We start from the raw sequence: 23314 nt of genomic DNA, 5'->3' as shown, positions 1-23314 counted from the left end.
GCGTTGCGGTGCGCCAGCCGTTGCTCCACTCGATCAAGTGGGCTTCGCCTTGCCCCCACCCTTGCCGCTCTTCTTCGGAGGCGGCGGCGGTGGGTCGCCTTCCATGTCGTCGGAGGCTAGTTCACTCGCAATTTCGTCGACAGGCGGAGTCGCCGCTTTCTTCGCCTTCTTCGGCAGCTTGCTCTCCTTCACGTCGGGCGGCACGGCGATCTTGCTGATCGTGACTTCGTCGTTCGTCTTGTCGTAGCCGATCTCGACGGTATCGCCCGACTGCAGCGCGTCGCCGAGTATCTCTTTGGCAAGACGCGTTTCCACTTCCTGACGAATCTGCCGTTTGAGTTCGCGCGCGCCGAACTCCGGCTGATAGCCGGCCTCCACGAGATGATCGACGAGCGTCTGACCCATCAAAAGCGTGATGCCCTGCGCGGCCGCCGTGCGCGTGACGCGCTCGAGCTGGATCTGCACGATCGCGCGGATGTTCTCGCGCGAGAGCGCATGAAACACGATGATTTCATCGATGCGATTGAGGAACTCGGGCCGAAAGTGGCCCTTGAGCACCTTCATGAGTTCGGCACGGATCGTCTTGTCGTCGAGGCGCGACTTCTCCGGGCGCTCGAGATTGTCCATGATGATCGACGCGCCCAGGTTGCTCGTGGCGATCAGTATCGTGTTGCTGAAGTCGACCACGCGGCCTTTGCCGTCCGTTAAGCGACCGTCGTCGAACACCTGCAGCAGCACGTTGTAGACGTCGGCGTGCGCCTTCTCGATCTCGTCGAGCAGAATCACGCTGTACGGGCGGCGCCGCACGCGCTCGGTAAGCTGACCGCCCTCCTCGTAGCCCACGTAGCCCGGCGGCGCGCCGATGAGCCGCGCCACCGCATGACGCTCCATGTACTCGCTCATGTCGATGCGGATGATGGCCTGCTCGTCGCCGAACACGGTTTCCGCCAGCGCCTTCGCGAGTTCGGTCTTGCCTACGCCGGTCGGACCGAGGAACAGAAACGTCGCGATCGGCCGGTTCGACTGGCCAAGACCGGCGCGCGAAAGACGCACGGCGTCGCTCACGGCAACCACGGCATCCTGCTGGCCTACCACGCGCTCGCGCAGCGTCTCTTCCATCTTGAGCAGCTTCTGGCGCTCTTCCTGGGTGAGATCCGCGACCGGAATGCCGGTGAGCCGCGACACGACCTCCGCAATCGACGCCACCGTGACTTCGAGCGTTTCCGAACCCGTCTTGCGCTGCCACGCCTCGGTCAGCTCTTCGAGCTTTTCCTGCTTGTCGTTGATGCGCTCCTCGAAGCCCTTGGCCTCGTCGAAGCGCTTGCGCGAAGCCGCGTAGTCCTGCTCGCGCTTGAGCTGCGCGATCTCCGCTTCGAGTTCCTGCATCTCTGCGGGACGCGAGGTCGAGCCGATACGCACGCGGGCGGCGGCCTGATCGATGAGATCGATCGCCTTGTCGGGCAGGAAGCGCGACGTGATATAGCGATCCGATAGCTCGGCGGCGGCCACGAAGGCGTCGTCGGCGAAGGTCACCTGATGGTGGGCTTCGAGCTTGTCGCGCAGGCCGCGCAGGATCACGATGGTTTGCTCGACCGTAGGCTCCGGCACGAGCACGGGCTGAAAGCGCCGTTCGAGCGCAGCGTCCTTCTCGATGTACTTTTGATATTCGTTCAGCGTCGTGGCGCCGATGAGACTCAGCTCGCCGCGCGCCAGTGCGGGCTTCAGCACGTTGGCAATGTCGAGGCCGCCTTCGCCGCCGCCCTGCCCCGCGCCGACGATGGTGTGCAATTCGTCGATGAAGAGAATCAGTTCGTCGTGCTTCGCGCTCACCTCGTCGATCAGTTGCTTCGCGCGTTCCTCGAACTCGCCGCGGTATTTCGCGCCCGCGACCATCGAATTGATGTTGACCTCCACGAGCCGCTTGCCGCGCAGCACCTCGGGCACGTCGCCGTTGACGATGCGCTGTGCGAGCCCTTCCACGATAGCGGTCTTGCCCACGCCCGGCTCGCCGATCAGCACCGGGTTGTTCTTCTTGCGCCGCGCGAGCACTTCGATCGTGCTCTCGATTTCCTGCGCGCGACCCAGCACCGGATCGAGCTTGCCTTGCCGCGCCATGGCCGTCAGGTCGCGGCCGAACTTGTCGAGCGTGGGCGTGCCCGTAGGCGCATCCACGCGGCCATCTTCCGCGCCCTTGCCCACGACCTTCACGACCTTCTGGCGCAGCGCCTCGGGCGTCACGCCGTACTTCTTGAGCAGCGCGCCCGCGATGCTGTCGGGCACTGCGGCGAGACCGATCAGCAGATGCTCGGGGCCGACGTACGAGTGGCCGAGATCGCGCGATGCCTGAAACGCGAACTGAAACGCCTTCTTCAGGCGCGGCGAAATCGTCATCTTGTCGATGGGCGCGTCGGGCGAAGCCGTGCCCTTTTGCGCATGCTGATCGATATAGCTTTTGATGTCCTGCGGCGAGAGCTTCAACTCCTTCAGGAGTGCGGCGCAAACATCGGTGTCCGCCAGTACGTACAGCAGGTGTTCCGTGTCGAGTTCGTTGCGCTGCAATTCGTGGGCTTTTTCCGCGGCGCGCTGCAGGATCTCGAGCGTCTGCTCGCTGAATGCATCGGTCGCGTCGACGGATTCGCGCGGCACCTCGGCGGCGAGGTCGTGCCCCTCGTCGTCGTGCTCGTCCTCGCCGCCTTGTCCGCCGAAAAAGCGCGACAGGCCGCTGCCGCCCAGCAGCGAATCGAACGGGTTGAGCATGCTTTGGTGACGCATCAGTTGGCGGTAGTCGTAGTCGCAGATCGACATGGACTTGCGTTGCCCGTTCTGCACGACAGTCACGCGCGCGACTGCAGGCCGGGTATTACAGATTTCGCAAAGAGTGGGCATGGTCGGCTTGTCTCCGGAGGATCGGAATCGCGCCGCCGAAGTGGGCAAAAGGCTGGCACAACCTCGCGGCATGATTCGGTGCAACGCGACCGCTCGCGCAGCGGTTGCACCAGCAAAGCGACAAATCGGCGAGCACGCGCTGGAGCACTACGACGCGGTGCTGAGGCTGACGATGACCTTGCGGACGGCATGGTTCGCGCACATTTCGCGTGCGTATACCGCCCTGCACAGGTGCGAACGATTGTGGCAGGAAACGATCGCCGGCGCGTCGAACATGCGCCGCTCGGCGTGAGATGCTCGAGCGGGCACAGTGAAGAAAAAGGGCGGGACATGCGTCCCGCCCTGAGAGCGCGCTCGGGGCGCGCGAGGAGAGCAGCTGCGCGTGGCAGTCATCCGCGAGCGATACGTCGCGGTGTCACGCGCGATGCAAGAACACGGTCATGATTTGCGCGGCGCCAGCAGGTTTGCAATCGTGTGCGCCACGCTTCTCAGCGGCGGTTCGAGCCCGACACCACGTCGATCCACACGGCAAGCACGAGAATGCCGCCCTTCACAATCATCTGCCAATAAGCGTCCACGTCGAGCATCGACATGCCGTTGTCGAGGCTCGCCATCACGAGTGCGCCGATCAGCGCGCCATACACGGTGCCCGAACCGCCGCGCATCGACGTGCCGCCGATAAAGCAGGCCGCGATCGCGTCGAGTTCGCCCATGGTGCCCGCCGAGGGCGAACCCGCCGCGAGCCGCGCCGTATTGACGATGCCCGCGAATGCACACATGAGGCCCATGAGCGCGAAAATAGCGAGTTTCACCCGGTTCGTGTTGACGCCCGAAAGACGCGTGGCTTCGAGGTTCGAGCCCACCGCGTAGATGCGCCGGCCGAACACGGTTTGCGTGGCGATCCATGTGAAGATACCGAGCAGCGCGAGCAGCAGCAGCACCGGCACCGGAATGCCGCCATAGCTGTCGAGCATCAGCACGAAGGCAAGCAGGATCGCGCCCGCGCCGACGATCTTCACGCCGTCTTGCCAGAGCGGCACGACGCTCAGCTGATAGCGCCTGCGGTTCGCACGCTGGCGCACGGTGAGGACGGCGAGCAGCACAAAGAGCGCGAGCGCCAGCACGTCGCCCGCCACGCGCGGCAAGTAGCCCTGGCCGAGAAACACGAAGTGATCGGACACCGGCGCGATGGTCGAGCCGCCCGTGATGCCGAGAAGCACGCCGCGAAACGCGAGCATGCCGCCGAGACCCACGATGAACGACGGCACGCGGCGGTACGTCGACCACCAGCCGTTGAAGAGACCGACGAGCACGCCGAGCACGAGCACCGCCGGCACGGTTACGCCGATGGGCCAGCCGCGATTCACGTCGAGAATCGCCGCGACGCCGCCGAGCAGGCCGAGCAGCGAGCCGACTGAAAGATCGATCTCGCCCGCGATGATGACGAACACCATGCCGCACGCGAGCATCCCGGTGATCGACATCTGCCGCAGCAGGTTAGACACGTTGCGCGGCGTGACGAACGCGCCATGCGTGAGCAGCGAAAAGAACAGCCAGATCACGGCTACTGCGAGCAGCAGCGCGAGGATCTTGTAGCGCGCGAAGAGTTGCTGGAAACGCATGGCGAAGCCATTACCGCCTTGCGGCAGGTCTTCGCGTGCGCCCTGGGTCGTGACGTCGGGGGTCATACTGCACTCGCTGTATCGGGTTGGGCGCGCACGCTCTGGATCGCCGCGCCAAGAATGTCTTCCTGCGTGAGGTCGTCATTGACGAAGTCGCCGCGCAACTCGCCCTCGCCGATCACGAGCACGCGGTCGCTGATGCCCAGCACTTCGGGCAATTCGGACGACACCATCACGATCGCCACGCCGCGTTTGGCCAACTGGAAGATCAGCTTATAGATCTCGTACTTCGCGCCGACGTCCACGCCGCGCGTCGGTTCGTCGAGGATCAGCACTTTGGGGTCGGTGAGCAGCATCTTGGTGAGCACCGCTTTCTGCTGATTGCCGCCGGAGAGGCTCGCAATCGACAGCATCGGGTTCGCCGCGCGCACCGAGAGGCGTTGCATTTCCGTGCGGATCGTATCGAATTCGGCGGCCGTGTCGATGCGTCCGTGCCTCGAAAAACGCTGCAGCACCGAGAGCGTGATGTTGTGGCCCACGCCCAGTTGCGGCACGATGCCGTGGCGCTTGCGGTCCTCGGGCACCATGGCGATGCCCGCGTTGATCGCGTCGAGCGGCGAGCGGATTTTCAGCGGCTTGCCTTCGAGCAGGACCGTCGCCGTGCATGTGCCCGCATACGCACCGAAGATCGCCTGCATCGTTTCCGTGCGGCCTGCGCCGACGAGGCCAGCCACGCCCACGATCTCACCGCGACGCACCGAGAAAGAGATGTCGTCCACGCGTTTGCGGCGCGGGTTCGTCACGTCGTAGCAGGTCACGTTGCGGGCCTCGAATACGACCTCGCCAACATCATGAGGCTCGCGCGGAAAGAGATTGCGGATCTCGCGCCCCACCATCTGCGCGATGATGCGGTCGGTGGTGAGCGTCGCCATGGGCTCGGTGGCCACGTGACGGCCGTCGCGAATCACGCTCACCGTGTCGCACACGGCTTCGACCTCGTCGAGCTTGTGCGAGATGTAGACGCAAGCCACGCCGCGGCGCTTCAGGTCGCGCACGATATCGAGCAGGATCTTCGTTTCCGCCGCCGTGAGCGAGGACGACGGCTCGTCGAGAATCAGCAGCTTCGCGCGCTTGTTCAGCGCCTTCGCGATCTCGATGAGCTGTTGATGGCCGCCGCCATAGTTCATCACCGGCTGCGCCACGTTGATGGCGTCGATGTTCAACTCGCGCAGCAATTCGTCGGCGCGCTGGTACATCGCCGCGTAATTCATGCGCCCGCCCGGCAGCGTGATTTCGTTGCCGAGAAAGATGTTCTCGGCCACAGACAGCTCGGGCACGAGCATCAGCTCCTGGTGGATGATGACGATGCCCGCGCGTTCGGTGTCGCGTACGCTTTGCGCTTCGAGCGGCGCGCCTTCCCAACGGATTTCGCCGCTCCAGGTGCCGTGCGGGTACACGCCCGAGAGCACTTTCATGAGCGTGGATTTGCCGGCGCCGTTCTCGCCGCACAGGCCCACGCATTCGCCGGGCCGCACCGTGAGGTCGATGCCGTCGAGCGCTTTCACGCCCGCAAAGGACTTGACGATGCCGCGCATCGTCAACAAGGGTTCGGTCATACGCTGGTTACTCGCTGCGATGGCCCGCGCGCGCCGCAGTGGCCACATTCGTGACCACGCTGCTGGCGCGCGCGGGCCGTCAGGCCATAAGCGTTACTGGCTTGCCAGTTGCGCCTGCGTATAGAAGCCGTCCTTCACGACGACGTCCACGTTGCTCTTCGTGAGCAGCGTCGGCTGCAGCAGCACCGTATCGACTTTCTTCTTGCCGTTGTCGTACTGCGCGTTGTACGCAGGCTTCTGGCCCTTCGCGAGATCGACCGCGAGCTTCGCGGCTTCGCCCGCGATGAGCTTGAGCGGCTTGTAGACCGTCATCGTCTGCGTGCCCGTCACCACGCGCTTGACTGCCGCGAGGTCGGCGTCCTGGCCCGACACGGGCACCTTGCCCGCAAGATGCTGCGCGGCGAGCGCCTGGATCGCCCCGCCCGCCGTGCCGTCGTTCGAGGCGACGACTGCGTCGATCTTGTTGTTGTTCGCGGTGAGCGCGTCTTCCATGATGCGCAGCGCCGTCGAAGCGCTCCACTCCGGCACCCACTGCTGCCCGACCACCTTGATGTCGCCGCGATCGATAGCAGGCTTGAGGACCTTCAGTTGTCCTTCGCGCAGCATCTTCGCGTTGTTGTCGGTGGGCGCGCCGCCCAGCAGGAAGTAATTGCCCTTGGGCTGCGCGTCGTAGACGCCCTTCGCCTGGAGTTCGCCCACCTTCTCGTTGTCGAACGAGATGTACCCGTCGATATCGGCGTCGAGAATCAGGCGGTCATACGAAACGACCTTGATGCCTGCCTTCTTCGCTTCGGCAACGACATTGGTGAGCGCCTTCGAGTTGAACGGCACGATCACGATCACGTCCACGCCGCGCGAGATGAGGTTTTCGATCTGCGAGACCTGACGCTCTTCGCTCGCGTCCGCCGACTGCACCGACACCTTCGCGCCCATCTTTTCCGCGGCGGCGACGAAGTAGTCGCGGTCGCGCGACCAGCGCTCGACACGCAGGTCGTCGATACAGAAGCCGATCTCCGGATGATCCTTGCTCGCGTGCGCGAGCGGTGCAGCAAGCGACAGGCTCGCGAGCACGGCCCCGCATACGAGCGAACTCAGAACCGAACGACGTTTGGCAAAATTCATGTCTCCATACTCCTCTTGATGCCGGTGCGCAGGCGCGCGCGAACGCGTCGCCGCCGCGGCGATGGTTTTCAGGGTGTTGCCGATATCATTGCGGAACACACGCGAAACGGCACAGCGTGCGGTATAACTGTAGGACGACTAATCAGCTGCACGACTACACTGGCCGTGCAGTTTTTCCTTCGCCGGCGCCGCTGGTCAGGCGCCGGTGGCGAAAACCGGTTCGAGCGCGCGATACAGCGCGCTAAAGGTCGGACGGCGCGCCTCGCGATACCAGGCGTGGCGTGCGGCGTCAGGTTCGCGAATCGCCAGCACGGGCGGCTGCGGGCACACTTCGTCGAGCTTCGCGCCCGGTTCGAGCGCGAGATGCGCGAGCCGTGCGGCGCCCAGCGCCGGCCCCACCTCGCCGCCCGCGCGCAGCGTGAGCGCACGGCCGCTGATATCGGCGAGCATCTGCGTCCACCAGGCGCTGCGCGAGCCGCCGCCGATTACGGTGATGGTGTCCGGCACGAGCCCCGCCGCATGCAACGCATCCATGCCGTCTAGCAGCGCGAAACCCACGCCTTCAAGCGTTGCGTTGGCGAGATCGGCGCGCGATGTCTGCGGGGTCATGCCGTAGAACACGCCCTTCGCGTTGACGTTGTTGTGCGGCGTGCGCTCGCCGCTCAGATACGGCAGGAACCACGGCCGGCGCGCGTCGCGCTCGGCGTTCGAGTTCGCTTGCGCATCGGCGAGCAACGCGGCGACGCTTTCGTAACCCGTCAACTGCGCCGTGAAGTCGAGGCAACTGGCCGCGTTGAGCATCACGGACATCAAGTGCCACGTGTGCGGCAACGCATGGCAGAAGCTGTGCACCGCGGAATCGGGATTGGCAAGAAAGCCGTCGGAGACCGCGAAATAGACACCGGAAGTGCCGAGCGACAGCATCGCGTCGCCAGGCCGCACGATGCCCACGCCCACGGCGCCCGCTGCGTTGTCGCCGCCGCCCGCCACAACCGGAATTTCGCGCAGGCCGAATTGGCGCGCGAGTTCGGGCCGTAGCGTACCGGTCACCTGGTTGCCTTCGAAAACGTCCGGCATCTGTGCGCGCCTGAGGTCGCACGCCGAAAGCAGCGTGTCGCTATAGTCGCGCTTCGCAATATCGAGCCATAGCGTGCCGGCGGCATCGGACGGATCGGTGGCGAACACGCCCGTGAGCAGCCAGCGCAAATAGTCCTTCGGCAACAGTACGTGCGCGATGCGCGCGAAGATTTCCGGCTCGTGCTTGCGCACCCAGAGCAGCTTCGGCGCCGTGAAGCCCGGCATCGCGAGATTGCCTGCGATGGCGTGCAACTGCGGTACCGCGCGTTCCAGTTCGATACATTCGGTATCCGAACGACCGTCGTTCCACAGAATGGCGGGACGAAGCACCTCCCCCTGCGCGTCGAGCAGCGTCGCGCCGTGCATCTGGCCGGTCAGGCCGAGCGCCTCGATGCGTGCCGGGTCGATGCCGCGCCCGCGCGCCTCGTCGAGGAGCGCGCGCAATGCGCTCTGCGTGGCAAGCCACCAGTCTTGCGGCGCCTGTTCGGACCAGCGCGGCTGCGGCCGGCTCACGGTGAGCGGCGCGCTCGCGCTGCCGAGCACATCGCCCGCGCGGTCGAGCAGCACCGCCTTCACGCCCGACGTGCCGAGGTCGATACCGATGAACATGTCTCCGTCCTGACTTTTTGCGTCAGTTTGCCTTCAACGGCAAACGGCGCAATTGCGAATTTGACGGCGCGCGCTAATGTTTTTTCGCGCGCCGTGGCGCCGCTAGCGCTGGCCGTAGATGGCCTGGTTCACGACATTCTCGAGCCGCTCCTGGTGGCCGCTCGCGTGCTGCGGATTCATGCCGTGCGAGAGTGCGTCGGCGGCGAGCGACGATAGCGAATAGCCGCCCGCGAGAATCTTGCGGCCAAACTCGCTGTCCCAGCCCGCATAACGCTGACTGCGGAACTGCTCGAGCCGGTCGTTTTCGACGAGCGCCGCGCCGCGCTCGAGCGCCAGCGCGAGCACGTCGATCGCACCCACGTGACCATAGAACATGTCTTCCGGATCGCTGCTCGCGCGGCGCACCTTCGCGTCGAAGTTCATGCCGCCCGTGGTAAAGCCGCCGTGGCGCAGGATCTCGTAGAACGCGAGCGTCAGTTCTTCGACGCTGTTCGGGAACTGGTCCGTATCCCAGCCGTTTTGCGGGTCGCCGCGATTCGCGTCGACGCTGCCGAACACGCCCAGCGCGAACGCAGTCGCGATTTCGTGATGGAACGAGTGGCCCGCGAGCGTCGCGTGATTGGCCTCGATATTCACGCGGATTTCGTTTTGCAGACCGTATTGCGTGAGGAAGCCGTGCACCGTCGCAACATCGTAGTCGTACTGGTGCTTAGTCGGCTCCTGCGGCTTCGGCTCGATCAGCAGCGTGCCGGTGAAGCCGGTGCGGTGCTTGTGCTCGACCACCATCGAAAGGAAGCGTGCGAACTGCTCGCGCTCGCGCTTGAGGTCGGTATTGAGCAGCGTGTCATAGCCTTCGCGGCCGCCCCACAGCACGTAGTTCTCGCCGCCCAGCTTGCGCGTCGCGTCGAGCGCGTGACAAACCTGAGTGGCCGCGTAGGCGAAGACTTCGGGGTTGGGGTTGGTGGCGGCGCCGCCAGCGTAGCGCGGATTCGAAAACAGGTTGGCGGTGCCCCAGAGCAGTTTCACACCGCTCGCCTGCTGGCGCTCGCCGAGGTAGTCGACCATGCGCTTGAAGTTTTCCGTGTAGTCCTTCAGGTCCTTGCCTTCGGGAGCGACATCGGTGTCGTGGAACGTGTAATAAGGTGTGCCTAGCTTCGAGAAAAACTCGAACGCCGCGTCGGCCTTCTGGTGCGCGCGCTCCATGGCGTCGCCGGGCTGCTGCCACGGGCGGTGAAACGCACCCTGCCCGAAGATATCGTTGCCGGGCCAGACGAACGAATGCCAGTAGCACACCGCAATGCGCAAATGCTCTTCGAGCGTCTTGCCAAGCACCTTTTTGGTACGGTCGTAGTGATGGTACGCAAGCGGATTGTCCGACTGCGGGCCTTCGTATCGAATGGCGGGGATATGTTCGAAATACGACATGATGTCTCCAATGTTTGTTGCAGCGCAGCGGCGCAGCGTGCATCCCTCTGTGTGACGCCATACTGCCCGCGACGTGCAAAGCGCGGCAATTGCGAAATTGCGTGAGACCTTTAACGTTTCCTGCCGACGGGCGCGGTCGGGCTGCCCGCGAACCCCAATGTGGGCCTAAAATAACCGGACGCTTAAAACGACGCGCCGCAGGCGCCAAAGACATCGTAGCGCGGTGCACCTTCGCGCGCACTGCGCCCGAACTGGAGACATGGCGGTCTTGCGCCGGCGATCCGCGCCGGGCGAACGACCGCCGACACATATGACCCGCGCCCCCGCTTCCCAGACGCCTCACCGCATCGCGCTGCTTTTCAACGCGAATAAGGTGTACGACCGCGAGATCATTGCGGGGATTGGCCACTATCTGCGCTCCACGCGCGTCGCGTGGGATCTCTTTCTCGAGGAAGACTTCCGCTGCCGCCTCGCGGGCATCGAACGCTTCGACGGGGACGGCATCATCGCCGACTTCGACGACCCCGACGTGGCCGACGCCCTGCGCGGCTGCCCCCTCCCGGTGGTCGCCGTGGGCTCGTCGTTCGAAGACGCCGCCCATTACCCGGCCGACGTGCCCTATATCGCAACCGACAACCGCAAGCTGGTCTCTCTCGCGTGGACGCATCTGATCGGCGCGGGCCTGCCGAATCTCGCGATGTACAGCCTGCCCGTCGCGCAGGAAAACCGCTGGGCGCAGGAGCGCGAACTGGCGTTCGAGGCGCTCGCCCGGGAAGAAGGCGTACAGGCGCCGATTTACCGGGGCCAGGCCACCAGCGCCAGCGCCTGGAACCAGGCCATCGAGCAGTTGAGCGTCTGGCTGCACAGCCTGCCCAAGCCCGTGGGCGTGATCGCGGTGACCGACGCGCGGGCGCGGCATTTGTTGCAGGCGTGTCTGATTCACGGCATTGCCGTGCCCGAGCAGGTGGCGATCATCGGCATCGACAACGATCCGCTCACTCGTACGCTCACCCGCATTCCGCTCTCGTCGGTCATTCAGGGCACGGAAGAAATGGGCAAGACCGCCGCCCACCTGCTGCACCAGATGCTGCGCGGGGCACGCTTTCCGGGCCAGCGCATTCTGGTCCCGCCCGTGGGCATCAATGTGCTCGAATCGACCCGGCACGAACCGCTGTCGAGCCCGCATGTCATGCGTGCACGCCACTTCATCCGGCAGTACGCTTGTCAGGGCATCAAGACCGAGCAGGTGGCCGACTACGTGGGGGTCTCGCGCTCGTCGCTGGAGGAATATTTCCGGCGTGAACTGCAGTGCACGGTCCACCAGGAAATCCTGCGCCACAAGCTCGACGCCGCCCGCGCGATGCTCGCAAGCCGCGACGCCTCGAGCGCGGAGGTGGCGATCCGCTGCGGATTCACCTCGCTGCAGTACATGTATGCCGTATTCCGGCGCGAACTGGGATGCACGCCGCGCGAATATCAGGACAGTGTCGCGAACGCTTCGGGCCCACGCGTGTCCACTTGATGAAGCGGCTTCGGCCATCCCGGACAATCACGCTTTCTTCATACGCTCCCTTCACCTCATGAACACTCTTGCTGCCCATCTGACTTCCGAACCGTGGGGCGCCCTGCCCGGCGGCGACGCCGTGCGGCTCTACACGCTGCGCAACGCGCAGGGCATGAAGGTGACAGTCAGCGACCTCGGCGCCACGCTCGTCTCATGGCTCGCGCCCGATCGCGCCGGCCGCCTCGCGGACATCATGCTCGGCCACGACACGCCCGCGGACTATCTCACGGCCACCACCTACATGGGCGGCCTGGTCGGGCGCTGGGCCAACCGCATCGCCGGCGCGCATTTCACGCTGGACGGCATCGACTATGCGCTCGATCGCAATGAGAACGGCAATCTGCTGCACGGCGGCGCGAACGGCTTTCATCGACAGATGTGGCAGGTGGAAGAGGATCGGGGCTCGCTGGTGCTGCGGCTCGACTCGCCCGAAGGCGACGGCGGCTTTCCGGGCAACGTGAGCGTGCAGGTGCGCTATATCCTCGACGACGACGGCACGCTGACGCTCGAATACGAGGGCGTGACCGACGCGCCTACGCCGCTGAATCTCACGAGCCACGGCTACTTCAACCTCTCCGGCGAGGTGAGCCCGGACATTCGGGGCCACGTGCTGACGATCGACGCGGACGCCTTCCTCGAAGTCGATGCGCAGTTGATTCCCGTGCGCATTGCCGACGTCTCGGGCAGCGCCTTCGACTTCCGCCATGGCGCGCCGCTCGGCGCGCGGCTCGACTGGCCGCACGCCCAGCTCGAGCGCGCACGCGGTTTCGACCACTGTTACGTGCTGCGCGCGCCAGAGAGCACGGCGGGCACGCTGCACGCCGCGTCGGGGCGATGGCCCGTGCGTCCGGTGGCGCGCGTCTACGAGCCGGGCAGCGGACGCGAGCTTGCCGTCTCGACCGACCAGCGGGGCCTGCAGCTTTATACGGGGAATTATCTCGAGGGGCAGCCGGGACGCCGCGGCGCACCGTGTGCGCGCTATGCGGGGCTGTGCCTCGAAGCGGGCGGCTTCCCGAACCAGATCAACATGGAAGCGCCCGCCTGCGACGAAGTGGTGCTGCAGCCCGGCAAGACCTATCGGCAACTCACGCAATACCGCGTGAGCGTGCTCGCCTGATGCCGGGCGCCAGGCCTTACGACACCTTGTCGTACTGATACACGCCGCGGCCGGTCTTGCGCCCGAGGTGGCCCGCCGCGACCATCTCCCGCAGCAGCGGGCACGCACGATACTTCGAGTCGCCGAAGTCCTTCAGGAACACGTCCATCACCGAGAGACACACGTCGAGCCCGATCAGGTCCGCCAGCGCAAGCGGGCCGATCGGATGATTGGCGCCGAGCTTCATGCCGGCGTCGATCTCCTCGGCGCTCGCAATGCCTTCCGCGAGCACGAAAAACGCTTCGTTGATCATCGGCACCAGGATGCGGTTCACCACGAAGCCCGGCGCGTTCTTCACGGCGATCGGCGTCTTCTCGAGGCGCAGCGCCATTTCGCGCACCGACTCGGCCACCTCCGGGCGCGTCTGCAGGCCGCGGATCACCTCGACGAGCGGCATCATCGGCACCGGGTTGAAGAAGTGCATGCCGATGAAGCGCGACGGGTCTGCGAGCGTGGTCGCGAGCGCCGTGATCGAGATCGACGAGGTGTTCGACGCGACGATCGCGTCGGGGCGCGCGGCAGCCTCGATCTGCTTGAGAATGCGCGTTTTGAGTTCGGCGTTTTCGGTCGCCGCCTCGATCACGAGATCGACGCTCGCGAGGCGCCGGTAGTCGGTGGTCGTCTCGATGCGTGCGAGCGCGGCGTCGCGCGCGCCGGCTTCGAGCTTGCCCTTCGAGACGAGCCGCTCGAGGCTATGGGTGAGCGTGGCGACGCCCTTGGCGAGCGCCGCATCGGTGACGTCGATCATCACCGCCTTGAGACCCGCCACCGCCACCGCCTGAGCGATGCCGTTGCCCATCGTGCCTGCGCCCACGATCCCTACCGATTCGATTGCCATGCCTCGTCCTCACTCCTTGTCTGCGACCCCGGCGTGTCGCTATGGAAAATGCCGGTCATGCGGCGTGTGGTGCACCGCACCAATCCCCACAGTGTAACGGGTTGCGGGAGTCGACCGGAACTCGCGTGACGGGGGGGCCTGCGGCGAAGTGCCTGCGCGGCGGCGTGAAAACCCTGCCGCTCAGGCGCCGCCGAGCCGGCCGTAGTCGATTGGCGAGCGCGTATAGAAGAGTTCGACGCCGCCCGCTTCGAGTGTGACGAGGAGCGCGTCGATGGAAGGCTCGTCGGCGACGATCAGCACCACGGCAGGCTCGTCGGCCAGATCGAAGAAGTGGGCGGCGTGCATCTTTCCGTGGGCGTCGAGGCCTTCGTAGCCTTCCAGCACGGTGATGCCGAAGACGCCTTGGGCACGCGCGGCGTCGATGATCCACGCGACCGCCGACTTGTGGCCCTTCTTGTGCTTGCGGCTCGTGTAGAGCGTGAGTTGACCGCCTGCGGGCATGGGACCTCCATGCAGTCGGAAATCCGGTCATTGAGCGCCGCGCGACAGGCGGCATGCAAAAAAATTCTAGCACGCGCCCTGACAGACGCCGGGAGGCCCGCTGGCGCCCTAGAAGTTGTACTGGAAGTAGATCTGACTGAAGTTCGTACCCGGATTCGGCTCCTTGATATCCGCGTTCGACAAATGCTGGAAACGGAATCCGGCCTGGTAGTTGCCGTGCTCGCCGAACTGGGCGCCGACGCCGACCATGTCGACGAACTGGAACGACGTCGACGTCGCGCGATCCGGCGTCTGCCGTACGTGCGAGAGAAAGTGAAAGCCCACGCCCGCCTCGATGAACGGCTTGAACCAGCCGCTGTCCTTGATGAAGCGAAAAACCGGCGTCACGCCGTATTCCCAGATATGCGAGTAGACGGCATCCGGCGCGTTCAGTTTCCAGTAGGCGACATGTGCCTCGCCAACCAGCGTGAAGTGATACCCGCCGATATGCCACCACTGCAGACCCGGATCCCACACGAGGCCGAGGTCGAGCTTTTTCACGTCGTGGTCCGCGACGCCCGCTCCGAGCTGCACGCCGAACGTGTTGTCCGCTTGCGCGCTTGCCGCGCCGAAGGCGCAAAGCACGGCGATCGCCAAACGCACTGCATCAGCGTGCCAGACGAATCTTCCCAGGTTCATATAGTTCCCCGATTCTATCGATTCAGCATGACGCGATGCAGCGGGCACACCCACGATCTGCGCAGATTCGGCATCAGCGCAAACGCCATACAAAATGCGCTACGCACGTGTCATTTGGGCAGAATAAATACCATCACGCTCCAATGTTCACTAATGACCCGCGCACATATGAGAGCGAATTTTAGCGTTGAAAAATCGAACGCGCTCGTAGACACGCCAACAGTCCGCACCCGTGCAGGGCGCTGCGGCTTGATAAAGACTGACTGACAGCTTTCAGTTTCGATTATCGAATCCGGAAGGATGGCGCTGATCGATGATTTACAGAAGAACTTACGAAATATGAACTCGCCTTGTTTACGAATCCATCTCAATTACCGCCTGTCGATTTACCGCGCATTCAATTTTGTGAATAACGATTTTCTGTTTCGCGGCTCGTCCCGATATTCCTGCGTATAACCGGCACGATGTCTGGACCCGGGTATTCCCGAACATCGCGCAATACGTCGCGTAGCTGTACCCAAATTGAGGACAGACAGCGCGCGGGCCCCTCGCATAATCCGCGTGAATTGTGATCCGCGGCAAACAACAACGTCATAACCCTTGCCACGCTCACGTCCCGGTGCTTAGGAGGAGACACATGAGCCCAATCCCGCAAGGGCATGCTTCGCGCGTGCCGCAAACGTCCGCACAAGCGCAGTCAAACTGCGCAGCCGCCACCGAACAAGTCACGCGCAAGGTCTCGCGCCATTTGCTCGGCTTTCTGTTTCTGCTATTCGTCGTCTCGTTCCTCGACCGCATCAACATCGGCTTCGCGGGCCTGACGATGATGAAGGACCTCGGCCTCTCGAGCACGCAGTTCGGCTTCGCCACCACCCTCTTCTACGTCGCCTATATCGCGTGCGGCATTCCCGGCAATCTGATGCTCGCGCGCGTCGGTGCGCGCCGCTGGATCAGCTTCATCATGGTTGCGTGGGGCCTCGCCTCCACCGCGACGATGTTCGCCACCAACGCCACCACGCTTTACTGGCTGCGCATGCTGGTTGGCGTGACCGAGGCAGGCTTTCTGCCCGGCATGCTGCTCTATCTCACCTGCTGGTTCCCGAGCGCGTGGCGCGCCCGGGCCAACGCCCTCTTCATGATCGCGATGCCCGTGACGGCCGCGCTCGGCTCCGCGGTCTCGGGCTTCATCCTCAAGCTCGACGGCCATGCGGGACTCGCGGGCTGGCAATGGCTCTTCGTGCTCGAAGGCATGCCGGCCGCACTGCTCGGCTGCGTGGCGTTCTTCTATCTGGACGACACGCCGCGCGCCGCGCGCTGGCTCAGCGCGCAAGAAAAGCACACGCTCGAAGCCGCGCTTGCCGAGCCGACCGATGCCCTTGCTGCGCCCACGGCGCAGCCAGCGAGCGAACGCAGCCTCTGGCAGCAACTGCGCTCGCCGGTGGTCCTGCGCTTCGCGGCGGCGTACTTCTGCCTCGTCAATACGCTCGCGATGGTCGCAGTGTGGGCGCCGCTGATCGTGAAGGGCTTCAGCGCCGGGGCGAGCAACGTCACCGTGGGGCTCGTCGCGACAATTCCGCAGATCGTCACCATCGTCGCGATGATCGTGTGGGGGCGCCGCTCGGACCGTCGTCAGGAACGCAAATGGCACCTCGCCGCGCCGATGCTGCTCTCCGGCCTCGGCTGCGTGTTGACGGCACAAGGCGGCGCGCCGCTCGTGCAGCTGCTTGGCGTGTGCCTCGCATCGGCGGGGTCGTACACGGCGATGTCGATCTTCTGGACCACGCCCGATCAAGCGTTCACGCCGCAGGCGCGCGCGGTGGGTATCGCCGTGATCAATGCGATCGGCAATATCAGCTCGGCGGCGAATCCGCTCGTGGTCGGCTGGCTCAAGGACGCGACGCACAGCTATGCCGCGGGGCTCATCTATTCCGCGGTGCTGCTCGTGCTCGGGGCAGTGATCGTCGCGACGTTGCCGATCGGGCGCGGTGGCCGCAGCGATCGGGAGAAGGAAGTGAAAGCCGTGCCTCGCGCGGCGGCTTGAGCGAGCTTCAGAGTGCAAATCGCGCGACGGTGGGCGCCGCGCGATTTCGTTGATCCAGCTCGCAAGGCAGTGCGTTGCAGCGCGCCGGCATGGCGCTCGCAGGCACCCGCGGCCAGCGCGCCGCGCGGGCGCTACCCTGCTAGCGCTCCGCTCCTGCGCCGCTGCGGCGCGCGGTGAGGCCCGGCAAGCGCTTCACGAAGCCGGTGGCGAGCGCTGTGCCCACGAGAATCGCCGCGCACGCCTCGACCATGCCCATCGATACGCGCTCGCCCAGAAAGAGCGCGCCCCACAGAATGCCGAAGATCGGGATCACGAACGTCACCGTGATCGCGCGCGCCGGGCCCACCGCTGCGATCAGGCGGAAGAACAACAGATACGCGATACCTGTGCACGCTACGCCAAGGCCGAGCACCGCGCCCCAGGCATGCAGCGAGATGGGCGTAGCGGGCCAGGTTGCCACGGCGAACGGCGCGAGCACGAGCGTCGCGCCCGTCATCGTCCCGGCAGCGACCGTGAGCGGATCGACGCCGGTGAGATGGCGCTTCGTGTAGCTCGCGGCAACGCCGTACAACGCCGCTGCGACCAGCGCCGCAAGGGCGGCGAGCGCAGCGCTGGTGGAGGACGCGCCGTCGCCGGCGTGCGTCACGACCTGATCCCACACCAGCGCGAGCACGCCCGCGAAGCCGATCGCGAGCCCGACTACGCGCAGCCCGCTCAGACGATCCTTGAGCCAGACATACGCAACGACTGCGCCCCACAGCGGCGTGGTCGCGTTGATCACGGACGTGACGCCCGCGGAAAGCGTGAGCTCGGCCCACGCGAATAGACAGAACGGCGCGGCCGAATTGAGAATGCCGACAATGAAAAGCGGCCACGCGCGTTCGCGCAGCGTGCCGAGCGCTTCGCGCGCGGGGCGGCGTGAAAACAGCACGAGCAGCAGGAACAGCGCGCCGATACCGACGCGCAGCGCCATCAGCGGCGCGACGCCGAAGTCGGTCACGCCGACGCGGATGAATAGAAACGACCCGCCCCACAGGGCGGCGAGTAAGACCAGTTGCGCGAGTTCGATCGGGTTCATGTGAAGTGGCGCTGAGTGAGCACAACGTTGCGCGGGGCGCGCGATTTGCACGAATCGCCGGCGCGAAGATTCGCCAATCGTAAGGCGAGCGGCACGCGCCGTATAACGAAGGATTCTCACCGATATGTGAGAAAAATTAACAGCCGGATCTTGCGGTCTCGTTCGTGCGCTTTCTGTGCTTCTTGTTTTCTTCGCGGCGCACAATAGACAAAGCCCGCGTAATCTTTCGATTACGCGGGCTCTATTTCTGGTCGGGGCGAGAGGATTTGAACCTCCGACCACCTGCACCCCATGCAGGTACGCTACCAGGCTGCGCTACGCCCCGAGAGCTAGAAAGTATAACAGAGAGTTTCTCTAATTAGAACCGCTTCGCGTGTAATTCGTGAACGGCTCATATGCATGCGTTCAGCAAGATGTTTCAGCGCCCGAGCAGATCGAGCACGTGCAGCAATTCCTTGCGCAACTGATCGACGTCCACGAGGGCGGTCGTGCCTTCGGCAAGCGGCGCCCCCACGGCTTCCGACTGCCCGGCTTCATCGGCCGCCGCCCCATGCGAGTCGAGCCGATTGCGCGCGCCGTTGATCGTGAACCCCTGCTCATAGAGCAGGTCGCGAATGCGACGAATCAGCAATACCTCGTGATGCTGGTAATAGCGACGATTGCCGCGCCGCTTCACCGGCTTCAGCTGCGTGAACTCCTGCTCCCAATACCGCAGTACGTGTGGCTTCACGCCGCACAGCTCGCTCACCTCGCCAATGGTGAAGTAGCGCTTGGCGGGGATGGGAGGCAAGACGACCTTTTCGCTTGTCGATGTCATCGCCGGGTTGCCGTCGTGGTGGGTTGCCCAATGAGGCGTCGCCGCCTGGGTCCTAGAAGTCCGCTATTTCTACTTATACGTTCACGCCCGTCATACTGCCATCGCCGCGGGCATACCGGCGCGGGCATACCGGCGCGGGCATACCAGCGCGGGCAAACAACCTCAACGCATCAACGCGGGAAGCTCGCCTCGGCGCCGCTCTCCACGAGCGCCTTCAACTTCTGGCTCGCATGGAACGTCACCACGCGCCGCGCCGCGATGGGTATCGCCTCGCCCGTCTTCGGGTTACGGCCGGGTCGTTGCGGCTTGTCGCGCAACTGAAAATTGCCGAAGCCGGACAGCTTCACACTGTCGCCGCTTTCAAGCGCGTCGCGAATCACTTCGAAGAAGGCTTCGACCATGTCTTTCGCTTCGCGCTTGTTGAGACCGACGTTGTCGAACAGCAGCTCAGCGAGTTCGGCTTTCGTCAGCGTGGGCGTGTCGTTCGTGGCGCTTGCCGACGAGGCAGGAATGTCGCGAATCATGGCGCTACGCTGTGCCGCAAGAAGGGCTTCGAAATCACTCGAGTTCATTTCGTTCATCTATCTATGAAATGGCGCGCTGCCGGTCGCGGGGTTGACTTGCTGCCTCGCAAACCGGAAGCCTATGTCGGTACGTGAAGAGCCGAGGAGCTTATCCGCGCAACCGGGCGCCATACACTCGAGCCAGGCGATCCACCAGGGACTTGATGGCCGTATCGACCGTTTCGTCCTGAAGGGTTCCGCCAGTATCTTGCAGGGTCACCCGGAAGGCAAGGCTTTTCTCGTCCGCGCCAAGTCCGGAAGTATTTGATTTTGCACGAAATTCATCGAAAAGCGCAACCCTCTGCACAATCCGGCAAGCCTCGTCTTGCATGCCTTTCTGGAACTCGTCGAGCAGCGCTTGCACCTCGATCTTTTGATCGACAACAAGAGCGATGTCACGTCGGACCGGCGGGAATTTCGAGACTTCGCCAGGCGTTGGCAGCTCGCGCGCCATCAGTGCGTCGGCCTCGACCTCGAAGAGCATCGGCGCGTGCGGCAGATCGTACTTCTGCATCCAGCGCGGATGCAGCTCGCCAATCCAGCCCACGGCACGGCCATCGACTTCGATGCGCGCGCTACGTCCCGGATGCAGCGCCGGGTGTTCCGCCTTTACGAAACGCGGCGTCTTCGCGGCGCCGAGCGATGCGAACAACGCCTCGAGATCGCCCTTCACGTCGAAGAAGTCCACCGCGCGCGTTTGCGCGCCCCACTGCTCTTCGAGCGCGGGACCGTACGCGAGCGCGCCGATCATCTTCGGTTGTGCGAAGCCTTCCACCGTCATCTCGCTCGCCTTGATCGACGGATCATGCAGGAACACGCGGCCCGCTTCGAATACGCGCACGCGGTCCGCGCGGCGGTTGAGGTTGTGGCGCAGCACGTTGATGAGGCTGCCGAACAGCGTCGTGCGCATGACCGAGAGCTGGCTCGCGATCGGGTTCAGCAGCTTGACGGGATTCGCGTTGCCCGCGAAGTCCTGTTCCCACTCGGCATCGACGAAGCTGAAGTTGATCGTCTCGGCGTAGTCGCGCGCGGCGAGCGCGTGGCGAATGGCGTGGATCGAACGGCGCGTTTCGTGCGTCGCACGCATTTCGCTGCGGGCAACAGGCGGCAACGCCGGAATCTTTTCGAAGCCGTAGATACGCGCGACTTCTTCGATCAGGTCTTCTTCGATCTCGATGTCGAAGCGGTACGGCGGCGGCGTGACGCTGAAGCTCTCGTCGCCCGCATTGCCGACGCTACGCGTGAACGTGAGGCCGAGGCGCGTGAAAATCTGCGCGATCTCGTCGGCGCCGATCTTCACGCCGATGATGCGGTTCGCGCGCGCCACGCGCATTTTCACCGCTTCGCGCTTGGGCACGTTCACGGTCTGATCGTCGATCGGGCCGGCTGCGCCGCCGCAGATATCGAGGATCAGCTGCGTGATGCGCTCGATGTGCTCGACGGTCGTCGACCAGTCCACGCCGCGCTCGAAACGATGGCCTGCATCGGTCGAGAAGTTGTAGCGGCGCGAGCGGCCACGAATGCTGTCCGGCCACCAGAAGGCGGCTTCGAGATAGATGTTCGTGGTGTCGAGCGTGACGGCCGTACTGTCACCGCCCATGATGCCCGCGAGGCTTTCGATCTCGCGGTCGTCGGCGATCACGCCCACGGTTTCGTCGACTTCGACGGTATTGCCGTTGAGCAGCTTCAGCGTCTCGCCCGGCTTGCCCCAGCGCACGTCCATCGAGCCGTGGATCTTGTCGAGATCGAACACGTGCGACGGACGGCCGAGTTCGAGCATCACGTAGTTCGAGATATCGACGAGCGCCGAGATGCTGCGCTGGCCCGAACGCTCGAGGCGCTCGGCCATCCACATCGGCGTCTTCGCGTGCGCGTTCACGCCGCGGATTACGCGGCCCGAGAAGCGGCCGCACAGGTCCGGCGCCGAGATCTTCACGGGCAGCTTTTCATCGAGCTTCACTTCGACCTTCGGATACACGGGCGCCTGCAGCGGTGCGCCGGTGATCGCGGCCGTTTCGCGCGCGATGCCGTACACCGAAAGGCAATCGGCCTTGTTCGGCGTGAGCTTGATTTCGAAGATGGTGTCGTCGAGATTGAGCGCTTCGCGGATGTCCTGGCCGATCGGCGTGTCTTCCGGCAGGATCATCAGGCCGCTGTGGTCTTCCGAGAGCTTCAGCTCGCGCGCCGAGCACAGCATGCCCTGGCTTTCCACGCCACGCAGCTTCGAGAGCTTGATCGCGAAAGGCTTGCCGCCTTCTTCGGCGGGCGGCAGCTCGGCGCCCACGAGCGCCACGGGCACCTTGATGCCGGGCGCGACGTTAGGCGCGCCGCACACGATCTGCAGCGTCGCGCCGGTGCCGGCATCGACCTGCGTGACGTTGAGCTTGTCCGCGTCCGGGTGCTTCACGACTTCGAGCACGCGGCCCACGACGATTTTCGTGGTGGGGGGCGCCGCCGGGCTCAGGCCTTCGACTTCGAGGCCGGCCATCGTGAGCGCGTGGGCCAGTTCATCGGTCGTGAGCTTCGGATCGACAAAGCTTCTCAGCCAGGATTCGGGGAATAGCATTTGGTTTTACGTTCCAGACAGATTGTGACCGTCGCGTAGGCGGGTTCTCGCGCACCCTCTTCAGGTGCTGCGTCCGCCTCGCGCACTGCAAGCGAATGCGTCGCTTCGCTCAGGCGAACTGACGCAAAAAGCGCAGATCGCCTTCGAAGAACAGGCGCAGGTCCTGCACGCCATAACGCAGCATCGTCAGGCGTTCGAGGCCGCTGCCGAACGCAAAGCCAATGTAGCGCTCCGGGTCGAGGCCCATGTTGCGGATCACGGTCGGATGCACCTGGCCCGAGCCCGAGATCTCGAGCCACTTGCCGGCGTTCTTGCCGTGCTCGAACATCATGTCGATTTCGGCCGACGGCTCCGTGAACGGGAAGTACGACGGACGGAAGCGCACCTGAATGTCGTCACGTTCGAAGAACTTCTTTAGGAAGTCGGTGTAGACACCCTTCAGGTCTGCGAAGCTGATGTTCTCTTCGATCCACAGGCCTTCGACCTGGTTGAACATCGGCGAGTGCGTGGCGTCGCTGTCCACGCGATAGGTGCGGCCCGGCACGATCACCTTGATGGGCGGCGTATGCGTGCGCGCGTAGCGCACCTGCATCGGACTCGTGTGCGTGCGCAACAAAAGCTGACGTCCATCGGCGTCCTTGCCGTCCACGTAGAACGTGTCCTGCATGGAGCGCGCCGGATGGTTCTCCGGGCTGTTGAGCGAGGTGAAGTTGTACCAGTCGGTTTCGATCTCGGGACCGTCGGCCACGTCGAAGCCGATCGAGCCGAAAATGCGCTCGACGCGTTCCCACGTCTGCATCACGGGGTGCAGGCTGCCCGTACCCGTGCCGCGGCCCGGCAGCGTGACGTCGATCGCCTCGGCGGCGAGACGCTGGTTCAGGAGCGCGTCCGCGAGCGCCTGGCGGCGCGCGGTGAGCGCAGCTTCCACTTGCTGCTTGACGGCGTTGATGCGTGCGCCTTCGGTCTTGCGCGTTTCCGCGTCGAGCTTGCCGAGGCCCTTGAGCAGTTCGGTCAGCGCGCCGGACTTGCCGAGAAAGCGGGCCTTTTCGTTTTCAAGCGTGTTGACGTCGGGGGCGGAGGCGAACGCGCTTTGCGCGTCGGCGACAATCTGGTCCAGATCCATTGATCCCATCTTTTCAGCGTCAGAGTTTGAGA

At 64.5% G+C, this 23314-nt stretch carries 18 protein-coding genes and 1 tRNA gene; 4 read left to right on the top strand and 15 right to left on the bottom strand.

The window, feature by feature from the left end; translation table 11 throughout:
- Positions 1–33 precede the first annotated feature (33 nt).
- Entirely contained in the window at positions 34–2886 is a 2853-nt protein-coding gene (locus M3I53_RS23225) for an ATP-dependent Clp protease ATP-binding subunit (RefSeq protein WP_254318180.1), read from the bottom strand.
- Here M3I53_RS23225 and M3I53_RS23220 point away from each other — a divergent pair.
- Entirely contained in the window at positions 2885–3178 is a 294-nt protein-coding gene (locus tag M3I53_RS23220) for a hypothetical protein (protein ID WP_254318179.1), read from the top strand. The two genes, M3I53_RS23225 and M3I53_RS23220, sit on opposite strands and share 2 nt — an antisense overlap.
- A gap of 196 nt (positions 3179–3374) precedes the next feature.
- On the opposite strand, the gene M3I53_RS23215 is transcribed toward M3I53_RS23220, so the two are convergent.
- From M3I53_RS23215 to xylA, 5 genes are all read right to left on the bottom strand, one after another.
- Positions 3375–4574, bottom strand: a complete 1200-nt coding sequence (locus M3I53_RS23215) for a sugar ABC transporter permease (protein ID WP_254318178.1) — start codon at positions 4572–4574, stop codon at positions 3375–3377.
- Positions 4571–6124 (bottom strand): D-xylose ABC transporter ATP-binding protein, encoded by a 1554-nt coding sequence (gene xylG / locus M3I53_RS23210; RefSeq protein ID WP_254318177.1) that lies wholly within the window; start codon positions 6122–6124, stop codon positions 4571–4573. Before xylG ends, M3I53_RS23215 begins: the two co-directional genes overlap by 4 nt.
- Before the next feature lie 93 nt (positions 6125–6217).
- The gene (gene xylF, locus M3I53_RS23205; RefSeq protein WP_254318176.1) at positions 6218–7246 is read right to left on the bottom strand and encodes a D-xylose ABC transporter substrate-binding protein; all 1029 of its coding nucleotides are present in this window, start codon (positions 7244–7246) and stop codon (positions 6218–6220) included.
- Positions 7247–7441: 195 nt separating this feature from the next.
- A complete protein-coding gene (gene xylB, locus M3I53_RS23200; RefSeq protein WP_254318175.1) occupies positions 7442–8932 on the bottom strand; it encodes a xylulokinase in 1491 nt (496 codons plus the stop codon).
- A 102-nt stretch (positions 8933–9034) separates the two neighbouring features.
- Positions 9035–10357 (bottom strand): xylose isomerase, encoded by a 1323-nt coding sequence (gene xylA / locus M3I53_RS23195; RefSeq protein WP_254318174.1) that lies wholly within the window; start codon positions 10355–10357, stop codon positions 9035–9037.
- A gap of 310 nt (positions 10358–10667) precedes the next feature.
- Here xylA and M3I53_RS23190 point away from each other — a divergent pair, with 310 nt between their 5' ends.
- Together M3I53_RS23190 and M3I53_RS23185 are read left to right on the top strand one after the other, a co-directional pair.
- Positions 10668–11879 (top strand): DNA-binding transcriptional regulator, encoded by a 1212-nt coding sequence (locus M3I53_RS23190; protein ID WP_254318173.1) that lies wholly within the window; start codon positions 10668–10670, stop codon positions 11877–11879.
- A gap of 58 nt (positions 11880–11937) precedes the next feature.
- On the top strand, positions 11938–13038 hold the full coding sequence (locus tag M3I53_RS23185; protein WP_254318172.1) for an aldose epimerase family protein: 1101 nt from the start codon (positions 11938–11940) through the stop codon (positions 13036–13038).
- Positions 13039–13054: 16 nt separating this feature from the next.
- On the opposite strand, the gene M3I53_RS23180 is transcribed toward M3I53_RS23185, so the two are convergent.
- From M3I53_RS23180 to M3I53_RS23170, 3 genes are all read right to left on the bottom strand, one after another.
- Positions 13055–13915 carry a 3-hydroxybutyryl-CoA dehydrogenase gene (locus M3I53_RS23180; RefSeq protein ID WP_254318171.1) on the bottom strand — a complete coding sequence of 287 codons (861 nt, stop codon included), beginning with the start codon at positions 13913–13915 and terminating at the stop codon, positions 13055–13057.
- 180 nt (positions 13916–14095) lie between these two features.
- A complete protein-coding gene (locus M3I53_RS23175; protein WP_254318170.1) occupies positions 14096–14416 on the bottom strand; it encodes a DUF190 domain-containing protein in 321 nt (106 codons plus the stop codon).
- Positions 14417–14524: 108 nt separating this feature from the next.
- Positions 14525–15094 (bottom strand): acyloxyacyl hydrolase, encoded by a 570-nt coding sequence (locus M3I53_RS23170; RefSeq protein ID WP_254318169.1) that lies wholly within the window; start codon positions 15092–15094, stop codon positions 14525–14527.
- A 637-nt stretch (positions 15095–15731) separates the two neighbouring features.
- Here M3I53_RS23170 and M3I53_RS23165 point away from each other — a divergent pair.
- Positions 15732–17135 carry an MFS transporter gene (locus M3I53_RS23165; RefSeq protein ID WP_254318168.1) on the top strand — a complete coding sequence of 468 codons (1404 nt, stop codon included), beginning with the start codon at positions 15732–15734 and terminating at the stop codon, positions 17133–17135.
- Positions 17136–17274: 139 nt separating this feature from the next.
- On the opposite strand, the gene M3I53_RS23160 is transcribed toward M3I53_RS23165, so the two are convergent.
- The 6 genes from M3I53_RS23160 to pheS all read right to left on the bottom strand — a co-directional run bounded on the left by M3I53_RS23160 (position 17275) and on the right by pheS (position 23282).
- Positions 17275–18213, bottom strand: a complete 939-nt coding sequence (locus tag M3I53_RS23160) for a DMT family transporter (RefSeq protein WP_254318167.1) — start codon at positions 18211–18213, stop codon at positions 17275–17277.
- A 248-nt stretch (positions 18214–18461) separates the two neighbouring features.
- A tRNA-Pro gene (locus M3I53_RS23155) sits at positions 18462–18538 on the bottom strand.
- 93 nt (positions 18539–18631) lie between these two features.
- A complete protein-coding gene (locus tag M3I53_RS23150; RefSeq protein ID WP_254318166.1) occupies positions 18632–19030 on the bottom strand; it encodes a MerR family transcriptional regulator in 399 nt (132 codons plus the stop codon).
- A gap of 170 nt (positions 19031–19200) precedes the next feature.
- The gene (locus M3I53_RS23145) at positions 19201–19611 is read right to left on the bottom strand and encodes an integration host factor subunit alpha (RefSeq protein WP_028204248.1); all 411 of its coding nucleotides are present in this window, start codon (positions 19609–19611) and stop codon (positions 19201–19203) included.
- Positions 19612–19702: 91 nt separating this feature from the next.
- Entirely contained in the window at positions 19703–22159 is a 2457-nt protein-coding gene (gene pheT / locus M3I53_RS23140) for a phenylalanine--tRNA ligase subunit beta (protein WP_254318165.1), read from the bottom strand.
- A 109-nt stretch (positions 22160–22268) separates the two neighbouring features.
- The gene (pheS, locus tag M3I53_RS23135; RefSeq protein WP_254318164.1) at positions 22269–23282 is read right to left on the bottom strand and encodes a phenylalanine--tRNA ligase subunit alpha; all 1014 of its coding nucleotides are present in this window, start codon (positions 23280–23282) and stop codon (positions 22269–22271) included.
- Between the last annotated feature and the right edge of the window lie 32 nt (positions 23283–23314).

The organism is Paraburkholderia sp. CNPSo 3272, assembly GCF_024206495.1.
Classification (GTDB): Bacteria; Pseudomonadota; Gammaproteobacteria; order Burkholderiales; family Burkholderiaceae; genus Paraburkholderia.
This window is presented reverse-complemented; position numbering and strand designations above follow the sequence as displayed.